Source organism: Pseudohongiella acticola, assembly GCF_001758195.1.
In the GTDB taxonomy this organism is placed as follows: Bacteria; Pseudomonadota; Gammaproteobacteria; order Pseudomonadales; family Pseudohongiellaceae; genus Pseudohongiella; species Pseudohongiella acticola.
Window position 1 is genome coordinate 1,344,372 of sequence record NZ_MASR01000001.1, and the last position, 14,411, is coordinate 1,358,782.

General features: G+C 55.7%; 13 protein-coding genes. 8 read left to right on the top strand and 5 right to left on the bottom strand.

Annotated features, from left to right (window positions below):
- The first annotated feature begins 35 nt into the window (after positions 1-35).
- A complete protein-coding gene (locus tag PHACT_RS05650; RefSeq protein WP_070116296.1) occupies positions 36-479 on the top strand; it encodes a TerB family tellurite resistance protein in 444 nt (147 codons plus the stop codon).
- Positions 480-520: 41 nt separating this feature from the next.
- Here PHACT_RS05650 and PHACT_RS05655 read toward each other — a convergent pair whose 3' ends face one another.
- The gene (locus PHACT_RS05655) at positions 521-1,552 is read right to left on the bottom strand and encodes an alpha/beta fold hydrolase (protein WP_169819401.1); all 1,032 of its coding nucleotides are present in this window, start codon (positions 1,550-1,552) and stop codon (positions 521-523) included.
- 210 nt (positions 1,553-1,762) lie between these two features.
- Here PHACT_RS05655 and PHACT_RS05660 point away from each other — a divergent pair, with 210 nt between their 5' ends.
- A complete protein-coding gene (locus tag PHACT_RS05660) occupies positions 1,763-2,440 on the top strand; it encodes a TetR/AcrR family transcriptional regulator (RefSeq protein ID WP_169819402.1) in 678 nt (225 codons plus the stop codon).
- A 14-nt stretch (positions 2,441-2,454) separates the two neighbouring features.
- Here the strand turns inward: PHACT_RS05660 and PHACT_RS05665 are convergent, their stop codons facing one another.
- Positions 2,455-3,621: a fumarylacetoacetate hydrolase family protein gene (locus PHACT_RS05665; RefSeq protein WP_070116299.1), complete on the bottom strand. Its 1,167-nt coding sequence runs from the start codon at positions 3,619-3,621 to the stop codon at positions 2,455-2,457.
- A gap of 278 nt (positions 3,622-3,899) precedes the next feature.
- On the opposite strand from PHACT_RS05665, the gene ettA reads away from it, so the two are divergent.
- Together ettA and PHACT_RS05675 are read left to right on the top strand one after the other, a co-directional pair.
- Positions 3,900-5,567, top strand: coding sequence for an energy-dependent translational throttle protein EttA (gene ettA, locus PHACT_RS05670; protein WP_070116300.1), 1,668 nt, complete (start codon positions 3,900-3,902; stop codon positions 5,565-5,567).
- A gap of 138 nt (positions 5,568-5,705) precedes the next feature.
- The gene (locus PHACT_RS05675) at positions 5,706-6,086 is read left to right on the top strand and encodes a PilZ domain-containing protein (protein WP_070116301.1); all 381 of its coding nucleotides are present in this window, start codon (positions 5,706-5,708) and stop codon (positions 6,084-6,086) included.
- An 84-nt stretch (positions 6,087-6,170) separates the two neighbouring features.
- Here the strand turns inward: PHACT_RS05675 and PHACT_RS05680 are convergent, their stop codons facing one another.
- Both PHACT_RS05680 and PHACT_RS05685 read right to left on the bottom strand, forming a co-directional pair.
- Entirely contained in the window at positions 6,171-6,893 is a 723-nt protein-coding gene (locus PHACT_RS05680) for a replication protein P (RefSeq protein WP_245730605.1), read from the bottom strand.
- Complete coding sequence (locus PHACT_RS05685; protein ID WP_070116303.1) at positions 6,805-7,965, bottom strand: DnaT-like ssDNA-binding domain-containing protein; 1,161 nt, start codon at positions 7,963-7,965, stop codon at positions 6,805-6,807. The genes PHACT_RS05680 and PHACT_RS05685 overlap by 89 nt, the downstream gene beginning before the upstream one ends.
- 309 nt (positions 7,966-8,274) lie before the next feature.
- Here PHACT_RS05685 and PHACT_RS05690 point away from each other — a divergent pair, with 309 nt between their 5' ends.
- The 4 genes from PHACT_RS05690 to PHACT_RS05705 are packed head-to-tail and all read left to right on the top strand — an operon-like array spanning position 8,275 to position 13,134.
- Positions 8,275-9,204 (top strand): hypothetical protein, encoded by a 930-nt coding sequence (locus PHACT_RS05690; protein ID WP_070116304.1) that lies wholly within the window; start codon positions 8,275-8,277, stop codon positions 9,202-9,204.
- A gap of 5 nt (positions 9,205-9,209) precedes the next feature.
- A complete protein-coding gene (locus tag PHACT_RS05695; protein WP_083264372.1) occupies positions 9,210-10,070 on the top strand; it encodes an HAD-IIB family hydrolase in 861 nt (286 codons plus the stop codon).
- Between the two features lie 26 nt (positions 10,071-10,096).
- Positions 10,097-11,329, top strand: a complete 1,233-nt coding sequence (locus PHACT_RS05700) for a glycosyltransferase family protein (RefSeq protein ID WP_070116305.1) — start codon at positions 10,097-10,099, stop codon at positions 11,327-11,329.
- Positions 11,330-11,331: 2 nt separating this feature from the next.
- Positions 11,332-13,134, top strand: a complete 1,803-nt coding sequence (locus tag PHACT_RS05705; protein ID WP_317622248.1) for a sugar phosphorylase — start codon at positions 11,332-11,334, stop codon at positions 13,132-13,134.
- On the opposite strand, the gene PHACT_RS15990 is transcribed toward PHACT_RS05705, so the two are convergent.
- Positions 13,050-14,267, bottom strand: coding sequence for a sterol desaturase family protein (locus PHACT_RS15990; RefSeq protein ID WP_083264373.1), 1,218 nt, complete (start codon positions 14,265-14,267; stop codon positions 13,050-13,052). The two genes, PHACT_RS05705 and PHACT_RS15990, sit on opposite strands and share 85 nt — an antisense overlap.
- Between the last annotated feature and the right edge of the window lie 144 nt (positions 14,268-14,411).

Here is a 14,411-nt window from a genome sequence, read left to right on the forward strand (position 1 = left end):
AACTCAAACCCTTTAATCACAGAGCAGGTAACATCATGAGTCTCGTCAATTTTGAATCCTTAACCAATTTATCCCTGGCTGCCGACATGGACGAATCGTCAAAACAGTTGCTGACCGAGGTTCTGGTTCTGGTGCTTGCCCGCGCAATCAGATCTGACACCAACGTCGAACCGGCCGAGATCGTGACCGTTCAGAAAATCCTGGCAGATGTGCTGGGTGAATCCATCAGCGCTGCTGACATCAAGGTTGCTGCGAGTTCAGAGTTGTTTGAGCGCCAATCACTGGACCGATACCTGAAAAAGGCAACCCGCAAACTCAATGACGAAGACCGCATTCTGATCATGCAGTGCCTGGTTCACGTATTGCGGTCTGACGACCATATCCGGGAATCCGAACTGGACTACTTTGACCGCATCGCCAACGCCTTAAAGGCGACTCCTTCCGAGATTGCTGGCCTGCGTGCTGGCCCGGCGCACTGATTGTCACTGTCTGGTGACAGACTGTACCGGGCCGCACAAGGTCATTGCTGATACAGTATTTCCGGCAACTGTCTCGCACGTAAGTCCGGCAGGCTGCGACCCGAAATGACAACGGGTCCCAGGCCTGTGCGGTCACTGTCGATAAACTCAAAGTGCGCCCGTAATAATGCATTAACGTCGTCCGGACGCTCCTCGGCAAAGAACAGCCGGGCCCCCTCAAATTCCACCACCGCATAGGCGCCGGGAATGGTGTCTTGCAGCCAGTGCGCCCATTCGACACCAAAGAACACATCGTCGTTTCCCCACATGATCAGGGTCGGTGCGTTAAACGCTTCCAGCGCGGGCTTGATGGCAACGGTCTCGGCATTGTTCTGAGTGGCGATATACCGGTTCACGGCGTCGCGTGTGGTGGCCGTCTGAATTAGCGGCTCGGTATAGATCTGCAACAGTTCTTCTGTAACAAACAACGGATCTTCATAGACCACGGCGGCCAGGCCGGCGCGGGCGCTGCTCACGTCGAGCATATATCCATGCAGCACATCATCCATTTGTCCACGAGTCGCCAGATCATGCACCGTGCTCAGGGCCTTTGGTGGCCAGTTGTCATGCACATCCGCGTTACTGATGACCAGTGACCGGACACGCTCAGGTGCTTTAGCGACGATCAACTGGGCGACACCGCCGCCACTGTCGTTGCCTACCAGGTCAAAGTCCCGAACACCCATCGCATCCATGGTTGCCAGCACCATGTCCGCCTGAGCGGAAAAACGCAGATCCTGATCTGCACTGATGTCAGTATGACCCAGACCCATTAAATCAATGGCAATGCCCCGGCGGATATCCGACAACTCTTGCAATTGATGACGCCAGTGCCAGGCGTTAAGCGGAAAACCGTGCAGATAGACCACAGCCGGGCCACGACCATGTTCCACTACCGATATTCGCCCGTAATCGGTCTCGATGAAGTGACGGGAAGCGTCAAACCAGGAAAATTTTTGCCCATCTGTGCGCGGTGTTGTTCCACAGGCTGTGCTCAACAACGCCAGCACAAGCAATAAAACCTTTGATTTCATAACAATTTTCATCACTCACTCCATCGATCAATAGTCATAAATGGCAGCGCGGAGGACTCACTGACGTGAACTTTACTGGCGCCTCGTTATTACATAATACAATTACGTAATATACTTATGTTATGTAACATAATTAGGTTATGCAATAGTTTTTTATGGCACACTGGTGATACAGCTATAATGGGTGAACCAAAAAAATGGCGAATAACCATGCAAAATGAGCAGGACCAGATTCAAAACGGGGACAAGGGCGGAGTGCACAGCGGGGCACAAACCGGAGTCGGCAGCGGCCGACGCGAAGCCAATGCCAAGGCAACGCGCGACGCCATGATCGCTGCCGGACGGGCTGCCTTTACCCAACATGGCTTTGCCGATGCCTCACTGGACGAAATCGTGCAGGACGCGCAGGTAACAACCGGGGCGCTGTATCACCATTTCGGCAACAAAAAAGGGCTGTTTCAGGCAGTTGCCGAGGGAATCGAAGAAGATTTAATGAATCGCATCAGCGCGGAGCTGAGCGATGACATGAGTGGGTGGGAACAGCTGGAACTGACCATGCACCTGACCTTTGCCCTGTGCGCCGACTCAGGCGTGCACCGCATTCTGTTTAGTGATGCGCCTAACGTCATTGGCATGCGCGAATGGCGTAACATCGAGTTGCGCTATGGTTTTGGTCTGGTTCGTCGCATGCTCAACAAATTGAACGAAGACGGCGAACTGAACTGCTGCTCAGTCGATCTTACCGCCCAGATGCTGCTCGGGGCAGTCATGGAAGCAGTGCATGCCGTGGTCATGTCCGAGGACAGCGAGCGCACCGCAGCAGAGGCTAAAAAAACTCTGCTCGGCTTTATCAGCACACTCAAGGTTGCCCACGGCGCGCCCGCCTAAATGCCTGTGGGTAATCAGTCGCGGTAGCTACTGGTCGGTGGCAACTGCGCGCCGGACAGATCCGCCGGCACACTGGTTTCACGTACGACCCGATGCGTCAGGGTACCAATCCCCTGAATTGTGGCGCTGATGGTTTCACCGTCGATCAGGTAACCGGAACCAGTTGCACGCTCGACCCGGCCAGACCCGGTGCCACCAGACGTACCACTTTGCAGCACATCGCCCGGAAACAGTGTGATCAGTGAGGACGCGTATTCGATAAGCTCAGGAATATTGTGGATCATGTCGCCGGCGCGGGCCTCCTGCACGGTCACGCCATCAACAACGGTAATCTGGTGCAGTCGCTCCATGGGATCACCATAAAACTCTTTTGGCACAATCCAGGGACCGTGTGGTGCGAAAGTGTCATGGCCTTTACCAACGAACCAGTCCAGTCCTGAACTAAAGCCACCTGGTGGACGGCCACCGCGGTCAGAAATATCCATGGCAACCATATAGCCAAACACATGATCGTAGGCGCGTGCCGCAGAGATGTATTTGCCCGAACTGCCAAAAACGATGGCCATTTCCACTTCGTATTCAATCTCATCACGACCAAACGGCATGATCACATCCTGACCGTCACCGATGATGGCACCGCGCGTGGGTTTCAGGAACAGATAAGGGACGCCGCGGTTTTCCCGTCGCTGCCGTGTGCGTTCGGCCAACTGCTCTTCGGTGCAGCCTTCGCAGGCATGCGTATAGAAGTTCACGGCCGCATTCATGATCTTGCTGGGGTACTGAATAGGCGCGCGAATGTCGACATCTTCAACCCGGTGCACAAAGGCCGGACCATCACGGGTGTCAAGGCGCTCTTCGGCGACCAGCCAGTTGACGATCTCGTATACCCGATACTTCAGACCGTACTCATAGTTTTCGATCAAACCAAGCATGTCGTCCGGCATGTCGAGCTGGGTATATTGCGGCATGAACTCCAGCGCCTTGTTAGCCTCTACCAGGTCAACAATCGTGCTATCGTCGCGCATCACCAACCCGACAAACTGCTCATTGCCAACGGCAAAGGTGCCAACCTTGTAAGGTTCGGCAGGCTCAATGGCTGGCTGTGCCAGGGCGCGGGCGGGTGCGGCAATAATGCAGAATGCCGCCACCAGCGTCAGGACCCACTGGAATCTTCTGGTCATCTCTTATACTCCATTAATTTATTATTCTCGTTTGGGTGCAATCAGAGTGAATACGCTAACGCTAAAGCCTCGCGCTGTCCAATAGCTTGATCGTGACACGGTGAAATTCTGTCCTGGTCATGCATTTTCACGTCGGCTTCCGGAAAACATGCTGAACAACCCGCCCGAGGCTGACTCCGTGATAGAATGCGGCATACAGGCAGCGCGTAACGCTGCTGTCGCAGCTATTTTTGTTTCAAAAATCGACAACACCCTCAAGGCTCGGAGATTTACTCGCTATGGCCCAGTTCGTTTACACCATGCATCGCGTCGGCAAAGTCGTCCCCCCGAAAAAAGAAATTCTCAAGGACATCTCTCTGTCGTTCTTCCCGGGCGCCAAGATTGGCGTGCTGGGCCTCAACGGTTCTGGCAAATCCACACTGCTACGCATCATGGCCGGCGTCGACAAGGAATATAACGGCGAGGCACGCGCGCAAACCGGCATCAATGTCGGTTACCTGCCTCAGGAACCGGCACTGAATCAGGACAAGGACGTGCGTGGCAACGTCGAAGAAGGCATGGGCGAAACCATCAAATTGCTGGAAGAGTTCAATGCCATCAGTGACCGTTTTGCCGAGCCCATGAGTGATGACGAAATGACCGAACTGCTGGAAAAGCAGGGCGATCTGCAGAATGCGATAGATGCGGCCAATGGCTGGGATCTGGAGCGTACCCTGGAAATTGCCGCCGACGCTCTGCGCCTGCCGCCCTGGGAAGCCGATGTCAGCAAACTGTCAGGTGGTGAAAAACGCCGGGTCGCTCTTTGCCGACTGCTGCTGTCCAACCCTGACATGCTGTTGCTTGACGAGCCTACCAACCACCTGGACGCAGAAAGTGTGGCGTGGCTGGAACGTTTCCTGAAAGAATTCCCTGGCACCGTGGTGGCGATCACGCACGATCGCTACTTCCTGGATAACGCTGCCAGCTGGATTCTTGAGCTGGACCGTGGTTACGGCATCCCCTTCGAAGGCAACTACACCAACTGGCTGGAGAACAAGGAAAAGCGCCTGGAGACAGAGCAGCGTCAGGAGGCCGCGCGCGAAAAGACCATACGCCACGAACTGGAGTGGGTGCGCAACAACCCCAAAGGTCGGCAGGCCAAGAGCAAGGCGCGACTGGCCCGGTTTGAGGAAATGAATTCACAGGAATTCCAGAAGCGTAACGAGACCACCGAATTGTATATTCCACCGGGGCCGCGTCTGGGCGACAAGGTCATCGAAGTCAACAACCTGAGCAAGTCCTTCGAAGACAAAACCCTGATCAGCGACCTGAGTTTCTCGGTGCCCAAAGGGGCTATTGTTGGCATTATCGGCGGCAACGGTGCCGGTAAAACCACGTTTCTACGCATGCTGACCGGGGTAGAACAGCCGGACAGCGGCAACATAGAATTGGGCGACACCGTTGACCTGGCCTACGTCGATCAGAGCCGCGACTCGCTCGACGGCAGCAAAACCGTGTGGCAAGAGCTGTCGGAAGAGCAGGATATCCTGCAGATCGGCAAATACGAAGTGCCCTCACGCGCCTACGTCGGGCGCTTCAACTTCCGCGGTGGCGATCAGCAAAAGTTCATCAAAGACCTGTCAGGTGGTGAACGTAACCGGGTGCATCTGGCCAAGCTGCTGAAACGTGGCGCCAATGTCCTGTTACTGGACGAACCGACCAATGATCTGGACGTGGAGACCCTGCGGGCGCTGGAAGAAGGCCTGCTTAACTTCCCGGGATCGGTTATTGTGGTGTCGCATGATCGCTGGTTCCTGGATCGCATCTGCACCCACATCCTGGCTTTTGAAGGTGACAGCCAGGTCGTGTTCCATGAAGGCAACTACACGGATTATGAGGCAGATCGCAAGAAGCGATTGGGCGATAACGCCAACCCGACGCGCATCAAATATCGCAAGCTCGCGTAAACTGTCTAAATATGCAAAAGCGATCAAGATTCAGCGGCAGGGGCCGATAAGGCCCCTGAGGAGTGCACTGTAGTACCGAGCCTGAGGATCTGTAGCGGATCCGAAGACAACGCCCGATTTCGAAACAGAGCCTGTAAAATGACTGATAGCAACGGCCCCAAGACCGAGACCGACCCTCAGCGCTCGTTTACGCGTATCTTTTTTGATGCCGAAACGGTGGTCACGCAGGACGACCATATCTGGCCCGTCCAGTTAATTGATATTTCCCTGCGCGGCATTTTGATTCAGGTACTGCCAGACCAGAAAATTAATGACAACAAACTGGTCGACATCAGCATTCATCTGGGCGGCGATATTCAGATCTGCATGGAAGCGCGTGTTGCCAATCACCGTGACGACAAGGTGGGGCTGGTGTGTGAACATATCGATGTTGACAGCATGACGCACCTGCGGCGTCTGGTAGAGCTCAATATGGGCGATGCCAGCCTGCTTGAGCGCGAACTGTCCGTGCTCAACTAAGTGGCCCTGCCTGCATGCCTTAAACCCGCAAGCCGCAAAAAGTCTCAACAAAAGATTGCAACAGAGGATCGCAACAGAAATCCTTCAGATGTCGAGAGCGGCACGCAACCGGGCCAATCTCTGTTCCCTCTCAGCAAAGGTCAGCGGCTGTGACGGATCCTTTTCCAGTGCCGGTGGCATCGGATCCTGCAGGTCCTCCCCACGAATGACGCGCTGGCACAACTGCCGGTAATAATAGGCAAACACCGGGAACACCTTGTCCTCGGCCTCTGTCGCCAGAAAAAACCAGTCAGTGGCTTTGCCGGCCTGATACACGGCCGGATGCGACCAGCCATAAGCCGCCTTGGGTGCGGGGGCACGGCATGCTTCAGTATAGGCATCACGCTCGGAAGGCAGCCCAAACAGCCCGTAGGATTCTTCACAGGCACGGATCACCGCGGAGATGGTAGGCAGGAAATCCTGACTCTTCACCAACCGCCGGGCCGCTGTTACCAGCTGTTCCGGGTGGAAATCAGCCAGACACTCCAGCCAGTATTTTTTCGCCATCACCAGCCGGTCAGGGTCACCATAGGCCTTGTGATACTGGTTGTGGTAAGCCAGCTCAAACTCTGCGAACAACTGATTGATTGCGTCAACCTGGTCAGGTCCGTTGCTGTGGTCTGCACCTGATCGTTTATCACCGGCCGAGCCCGAGGTCGAGTTGGAGCCTGAATGGCGTTTACTCCGCCCAGCTTCTGTCTGTGAAGCGCCTGAACGTGGCTTCAAGGCTTTGCCCGCCTCGTTCAGCAGATTGTTTATCTCGTGCATGCGTCAACCCCGTTGCCGCGCCAGCGTCCAGACGCCGCGCCCAGGAATATTTGATGAATTGCAAAAAGCGGGTATTCCAGGAGGCCTGGGGCTGCCCGGTATCACGCCAGTAGAGAACAAATTCCGGTACCTTGTTACGGGCAAAGTCTTCGTCAATTTCAGCGAGTCGCAACACATCAAACACTTCGGCACTGGGCTGCCAGTTTTCGCTGATCGGTCGCGGCACCCCGTCGTTGACCACGGATGCCTTGTAACGCGCCCATTGTCGGCGTATATGTTCGATGAAACGCGTATTCCAGGTACCATTCTGGGCACCCCGCTCACGCCAGTATAAAACAAACTCCGGCACAGCGTCTTCGACAAAGGTTTCATTGATGCCCGCATTACACAAAATATCAATCGCATCCTGACTGGGCTGCCAATTCGCCGACATGGTGGTCTCAAGTTCGGCGGCACCCCGACGTGTCTGCTCCTGGCGCCATTCTCGCAGCACGTGCTTATAAAACGCGTTACCCCAGGAGAACCTGGACTGGGCGCGATCGCGCCAGTACATGACAAAACCCGGCACCCGCTCCAGCGCAAACGCATCCGGCACGCCGTGCTGCCGGCACAGACTGAGCCATTCATCGCCGGGCTGCCAGTCAGGCGCAATGTATCCGGCGGTTCCCCTGCCCGCTTCCGTGGTTTTGCCGGCGGCGACCATTGCCACTTTCGCCGACGTTACGGGTGTCGGTTCAGCCGGTGCCAGCGGCGTAGCATCGTCCGCCGGTCGCTGATTGATGGCAATGTACCATCCGTCTTCCTGACCGGCGCGCGCCTCTACCAGAATCAGACCCAGATCCTGCAGGTTCTTTTGCACCCGACGAATATCAATCCAGGCCCAGAATGGCAGCGCATCGAGTAACGCCTGTTGCTCCAGCAACAGCCAGGTCAGTCCTTTACGTTCTATACCCGGACGATGGGCCATCAATTCACTGAGCACGTGCAATAACACCGCCTCTTCAAGGCCGATGGTAGCTGCCAGTGTCGGCGAAATGATCAGGGGACGCTCAGGGATCAGGGAAGATTGCATGTCTGGACCAGAGTTTGCATTATTAAGTAAAGCAAGATTCGATTGAGTGATCGGCTGGAGCGGTTTTTACCAGCGCCGCTGCCTTGAAAGACCAGTGCCAGGAGGTGGCATCCACACCGACAAATTGTGATTCTGCGTGAAAGCTTACCACATCAGCGCGCCGTCACACGACAGGGACAACGCACAGACCCGGCAAGGAACACAGTGCCGGACACGGCGCTGACCACATGGGATCGACCACCGCAGACGCACCTTTATGGTGCAGCGCACTGACATGGTGCGCCTCAGCGGCCACTAAAGGACGTCAAAATGCCAGCCCCCAACCACAGCGCTGATGATCGCGCCTTACATCTCTGGCAGGCGCTTGCCGATGCCGACGGGCTGCCGCCAGCGTGGCTTGCCGACGCCGTCCAGTATGTGGCGCCGCTGGCCAACAGGCTGGCTGAGCGACACGCAACACAACCACAACCGCTTGTGGTTGGCATAAACGGTGCACAGGGAACTGGTAAATCAACTCTGGCCAAAGCGCTTGCCCTGATGCTTGAAACCCGGTTCAGCCTGAAAACCACTGCATTATCACTGGATGACTTTTATCTTGGTCACGCTGCGCGCCAGCATCTGAGCCAGACTGTGCACCCCTTGCTGGCCACACGTGGTGTACCCGGCACGCATGACATTGCGCTGGCGCTTGCTACAGTGCAGTCACTGCGTAGCTCGCATGGCATTGTAGCCCTGCCGGCATTCGACAAAGCCAGTGATGATTGCGTTGCGGAGTCGGCGCGCCGCCACACCTCAGCGCCACGCGATGTCATCATACTGGAAGGCTGGTGTATCGGCGTGTGCCCGCAGACAGACGCCGCACTGACCGAGGCGGTGAACACGCTGGAAACACAGGAGGACACCGATGGACGCTGGCGACATTACGTCAACGACTGCCTGGCCGCTGACTATCAGGCCCTGTTCGCAAACATCGATTATCTGGTGATGTTGAAAGCACCTGATTTTGACTGTGTGCTGGAATGGCGAAGCCTGCAGGAGACCAAACTGGCAGACAGACTTAAGGCGCAGAATCACGATGGCACCCGGATCATGTCCGCCGACGCCATTGCAAGATTCATACAACACTACGAGCGACTGACCCGCCACGGCTTCGCTACCTTGCCAGAGCGGGCGGATACCACCTTTTACCTGGACACAAACCACCGCATCTGCGACCAGAACCACAGAGCCTATCAGTAACCGTGATGACTTCCCGAACCGGCAAACAGACTAACAGTCAACCCAAAACAGCAACGGCAGCCAGCAGGATCATTGTGCTAACCGATCTCGACGGCACTCTGCTGGATCACTATAACTATTCCGCCGAACCTGCTCTGGCCACCATACGTAAACTACAAAGACACCGGATACCCTTGATATTCAACACCAGCAAAACGCTGGCAGAGTGCGAAGCGCTCAGTGAAAAACTGGGACTGTCGGATCCGTTTATTGTTGAAAACGGCTCTGCCACCTACTATCCAAAGCGGCGCTTCCGCACCGCGCCTGCCGGTGGTACATCGTACGGCGCCTACTGGCAGGTGATCGCCGGGCTGAGTTACGAAGACATTCGCGAGCGCCTGGCTGACATCAAGCCGGACTACCGCATGGTCGCTCTCAGTGATTGTTCACTGGGCGATATCTGCGCCTCCACGGGCCTGAGTATGACCGCAGCGCGGCGCGCCCAGAATCGGCAGTTCAGCGAACCGCTTATCTGGCAGGACAGCGACGACGCGCTTCAGCGCTTCCGACAGGCGCTGGCGGACAAAGGTTTATCGACACTGCGCGGCGGGCGTTTTTTGCACGTGCTGGGCGACACCGACAAAGGCAAAGCACTGACTGCCATAAAAGCCGTCTACAGTCAGACCAGTGCAACGGTTGTCGCCATTGCGCTGGGTGATGGTGATAACGATATCGCCATGCTGCAGGCTGCAGATTACCCGGTTTTGATTCGCTCGCCGGCACATGCGCTGCCCGAACTGGTGACCACGCGGCCGGTGACCATCAGTGACCAGACCGGGCCCGCCGGATGGGCTGACAGCATCAAAGGCCTGCTCAAAAAGCTTTAACTGAACATCAACAGGAGGATACAGGTATGGGCGACTTTCACCAGAACGGTGTCATCACCACACTGCACAATCTAAGCAACCGTCCGCTGGCGGAACTGGAGTACGAGCTGGAAGTATTTTCCAAAATGCGCCCGATGACGTTGATCCTGCCGTCCCTGTATTCCGAGCTTCAGGGACCGGCCTTACCTAATATCATCAAAGAATTATCACAGGTACCTTATCTCAGCCAGATCGTGATCGGCCTGGATCGCGCCAATGAAGCCGAGTATCGACATGCGCGCGAATTCTTCTCCGAGTTACCACAGCACCACCGCATTTTATGGAACGACGGCCCTCGCTTGCGCGCCATCGATGAACGCCTGCAGAGCCAGGGACTGGCACCGACCGAGGCAGGCAAAGGTCGCAATGTCTGGTATTGCCTGGGCTACACACTGGCTTCACGAAAAAGTCAGGCCATCGCCCTGCACGATTGCGACATCCTGACCTACAAACGGGAAATGCTGGCAAGGTTGATCTATCCCGTTGCCAACCCCGGTTTTAACTACCAATTTTGCAAAGGTTATTATGCTCGGGTCGCCGATGGAAAAATCAACGGACGGGTGTGCCGGCTGATGGTCACGCCCCTGCTCAGGGCACTAAAAAAAGTGCTGCCGCAAAGTGAATACCTGGACTATCTGGACAGCTACCGTTACCCGCTGGCCGGTGAATTCTCATTCCGCACTGAAGCCGTCAATGATCTGCGCATTCCCAGCGACTGGGGCCTGGAAATAGGAATTCTGTCAGAGATGTTTCGAAACAACGCCACCAACCGCTTGTGTCAGGTCGACATCGCCGACAATTACGATCACAAACATCAGGACCTGTCGGCAGACAATGCCGAAGCCGGGCTATCAAAAATGTCCATCGACATTGCCAAGGCCATTTTCCGCAAACTCGCCACCAACGGCGTCGTGCTGTCGAGTGAAACTTTCCGCACCATCAAGGCAAGCTATTTTCGTATCGCGCTGGATTTTGTCGAAACCTACCGCAACGACGCGCTGATCAACGGACTGACACTGGATATCCACAAGGAAGAACAGGCCGTGGAGCTGTTTGCCCGCAACATCAAGGCGGCCGGGGAATATTTTCTCGACAACCCCATGGAGACTCCGTTCATACCCAGCTGGAACCGGGTGCGCAGCGCACAACCCAATATTCTCGAAGAATTGAAAGAGGCCGTCGAAGCCGACACCCGGGAATTCATGAACCAGGCAGGATGACCATGGCGGACCTGAACACACGAGTCAGTAATCATTTACAACATATCTACCCGGCGCTGAACAGCGCCGACATTCAGCAGCTGGCACTGTCATTGATAACCACCATGCGGCTTGAGCCCGAACAGGTGCATGCCGGCCGTCAGCAGCAAATCTGGGATCAGCGCGATGTTTACCTGATCACCTATGCCGACAGCATCAAATCGGCCGCAGACGAGATGCCGCTGCAGACGCTGCAGACCTTCCTGTGCCAACACCTGAAAGGCAGCATCAGCGGCGTGCACGTATTGCCGTTTTTCCCGTGGAGTTCGGACGATGGCTTTGCTGTCAGTGATTACAACACGGTACACCCGGCGCTAGGTAACTGGCAGGACATCGAAGCACTGGCCGGCGACTTCAAACTCATGGCAGACCTGGTCGTCAACCACTGTTCTGCATCACATACCTGGTTCCAGCAGTTTATTACCGGGCAATCTCCCGGCAAAGACTATTTTTATACCGCCGATCCGGCGCTGGATCTGAGCGCGGTCACCCGACCGCGCACCAGTGAGCTGTTGCAATCGGTGCCAACGGCCGATGGCACCCGGCATGTCTGGTGCACCTTTGGTCACGACCAGGTCGATTTTGACTTCCGTAACCCGGATGTATTGCTGGAGTTTGTTCGCATCATCCGTCTGTATCTTGACCATCAGATCCGGGTTTTTCGCCTCGATGCGGTCGCCTTTATCTGGAAAGAGCCTGGCGGCAATTGCCTGAACCTGTTGCAGACGCACGAGATTGTGCGCTTGCTGCGCGCACTGATTGAACATGCCGACACCGAAGCGCTGATCATTACTGAAACCAACATACCAAAACGTGAAAACCTGAGTTACTTTGGCAATGCCAATGAAGCCCATAGCATTTACAATTTCTCACTGCCACCGCTATTGGTATTCACTCTGCTGAACGGCAATTGCCGTCACATAAAAAACTGGTTGATGAGCATGCCGCCTGCCCAATTGGGCACCTTCTATTTTAATTTTATCGCCTCGCATGACGGCATTGGTCTGCGGCCGGCCGAAGGCCTGCTCAGCGACCAGGAGATTGAATCCCTGCTCGCGGGCATTGAACGATCCGGTGGCCGTATCTCCTGGCGCGCGACCTCGGCACTGGAGCGCCGCCCCTATGAGATCAACGTCAGCCTGTGGGATGCACTGGCTTGCACCCTGGAGGATCAATCCGGCGCACCCGACGCCTGGCAACTGCAGCGCTTTATCTGTGCCCATGCAATTCTGCTGGCATTGGAAGGGGTACCGGCATTCTACATTCACAGCCTGCTGGCAACCGGCAATGACGAGGCACGTCTGGCGCAGAGTGGGCACAACCGTCACATCAATCGCCACCAGTGGTCTCAGAGCGAACTGAACAGGTTGTTGGAGGACAACAACAGCCACCATGCCCGGGTATTGGCGGCGCTGAAATCACTGATTGCCATCCGTCAACAACAACCGGCCTTTCACCCCAATGCAACGCAGTTCACGCTGCACCTGGGCGATGGCATCTTTGCCTTCTGGCGCCAGAGTATCAATCGGGAGCAAAGTATTTTTGCGCTCAATAATATTTCCCTGCAGACGCACCACATTCCGTTGTCAGACATCAACCTGATCGACACCGAGGACTGGTACGACCTGGTCAGTGGCCAGCACGTTGCACTGGACGACCAGGAGATAGTGCTGGCTCCGTATCAGACGGTCTGGCTCAGCAACCGCCGCCCCGACACCAGTGGTAGTACCAGCGCGGGCAGCAGCAAGGCTGCAGACGACAACTGAACCGGTAATAACCAGCCGGTCACCACCCAGGGCAGCACCGCGCAGCTGCCCCAGAACAGCACGGCATACCACAACGCATGCGGCTTCTGCTCCAACAGGCGACTGTTGAGCCAAAGCCCGCCGCCCAGCGGAATAAAGTGCGCCAATGCCAGACCAAATTCAGGCACGTTGACGTTCAGCAGAAACCAGACCGTGAACCCCATCAACAAAATGTGAAGCGCCAGCACGGTCAGAGCCAGAGGCATCGGAGGCCTCGGGTCATACTTCTGCTGATTGCCCGGCACACAGCGCGCCAGCGGGAAGCGTTCCTCAACATCGGCCGGCCGCCAGCCAGTGGGCATAAACCACAACCGCAGCTTGTCCCGCCAGCGCCGCGCGTGCAGACAGTCCTGCCACAATTGCCAGTGCACATGAAAATTGGCAAAAAAAGGATTCCAGCTTTGCAGGGGTTTTCGCACACCATAAACACAGGGCTCGTCATCCAGCTCATGCTGATAGGTGCCAAACATCCGATCCCATAAGATAAATACACCGCCAAAGTTGCGGTCGATGTAGGGATCATTGATGGCGTGATGCACCCGATGATTCATCGGTGTCACCAACACCTGCTCTGCCCACCCCAGCGTCTTGATAAAACGCGTATGCACCCAGAACTGATAGATCAGATTGAGCGAACCCACCGTCACCACCACCGCTGGCGGAAAACCGGCAAACAGCATGGGCAGGTAAAAAATTGAACCAATCAGGAAACCATTGAATGGCTGACGCAGCGCCGTGGTCAGGTTGTACTCTTCACTTTGATGATGAACAACGTGAATACCCCACAACACATTGATTGTGTGCTGACTGCGATGGCTCCAGTAATAACAGAAATCGTAAAACACAAAAGCAGCCAGCCACAACCAGGGCGTCATGGTCAGTTCGCCGTGAGGCAGCACGGCCCACAGAGTGGCGTAAGCCAGGAAACCCATAAACCGGGTCGCAAACCCCAGCGTCTGGCTCAGCATACCCGTGCTCAACGACGCAATGGCATCGTTCAGACGGTAGTAACCGGTCTTGCGCCTCAGGTCCACACTCAGTTCAACCAACAGCAGCAGCATGAACACCGGTATGGCATACAGAACAAGATTCATGGTTAACCCGCTATTTTGCCGCCCGTGACTTCCGGTTCGGCTATTCTTCTTTGCGACGTTTGTTCCCTGCGACTATAGCAGCTCCAGCAATTGAAACCAGTGCCGACAGGACCGACTTCCCATTAAGGTATTCTGCGACGCAGT

Bases quoted from the DNA above. Each gene is read 5' to 3' on its own strand.
- PHACT_RS05650 (WP_070116296.1), top strand. From the start codon at position 36: ATGAGTCTCGTCAATTTTGAATCCTTAACCAATTTATCCCTGGCTGCC.
- PHACT_RS05655 (WP_169819401.1), bottom strand. From the start codon at position 1,552: ATGAAATCAAAGGTTTTATTGCTTGTGCTGGCGTTGTTGAGCACAGCC.
- PHACT_RS05660 (WP_169819402.1), top strand. From the start codon at position 1,763: ATGCAAAATGAGCAGGACCAGATTCAAAACGGGGACAAGGGCGGAGTG.
- PHACT_RS05665 (WP_070116299.1), bottom strand. From the start codon at position 3,621: ATGACCAGAAGATTCCAGTGGGTCCTGACGCTGGTGGCGGCATTCTGC.
- ettA (WP_070116300.1), top strand. From the start codon at position 3,900: ATGGCCCAGTTCGTTTACACCATGCATCGCGTCGGCAAAGTCGTCCCC.
- PHACT_RS05675 (WP_070116301.1), top strand. From the start codon at position 5,706: ATGACTGATAGCAACGGCCCCAAGACCGAGACCGACCCTCAGCGCTCG.
- PHACT_RS05680 (WP_245730605.1), bottom strand. From the start codon at position 6,893: ATGCACGAGATAAACAATCTGCTGAACGAGGCGGGCAAAGCCTTGAAG.
- PHACT_RS05685 (WP_070116303.1), bottom strand. From the start codon at position 7,965: ATGCAATCTTCCCTGATCCCTGAGCGTCCCCTGATCATTTCGCCGACA.
- PHACT_RS05690 (WP_070116304.1), top strand. From the start codon at position 8,275: ATGCCAGCCCCCAACCACAGCGCTGATGATCGCGCCTTACATCTCTGG.
- PHACT_RS05695 (WP_083264372.1), top strand. From the start codon at position 9,210: ATGACTTCCCGAACCGGCAAACAGACTAACAGTCAACCCAAAACAGCA.
- PHACT_RS05700 (WP_070116305.1), top strand. From the start codon at position 10,097: ATGGGCGACTTTCACCAGAACGGTGTCATCACCACACTGCACAATCTA.
- PHACT_RS05705 (WP_317622248.1), top strand. From the start codon at position 11,332: ATGGCGGACCTGAACACACGAGTCAGTAATCATTTACAACATATCTAC.
- PHACT_RS15990 (WP_083264373.1), bottom strand. From the start codon at position 14,267: ATGAATCTTGTTCTGTATGCCATACCGGTGTTCATGCTGCTGCTGTTG.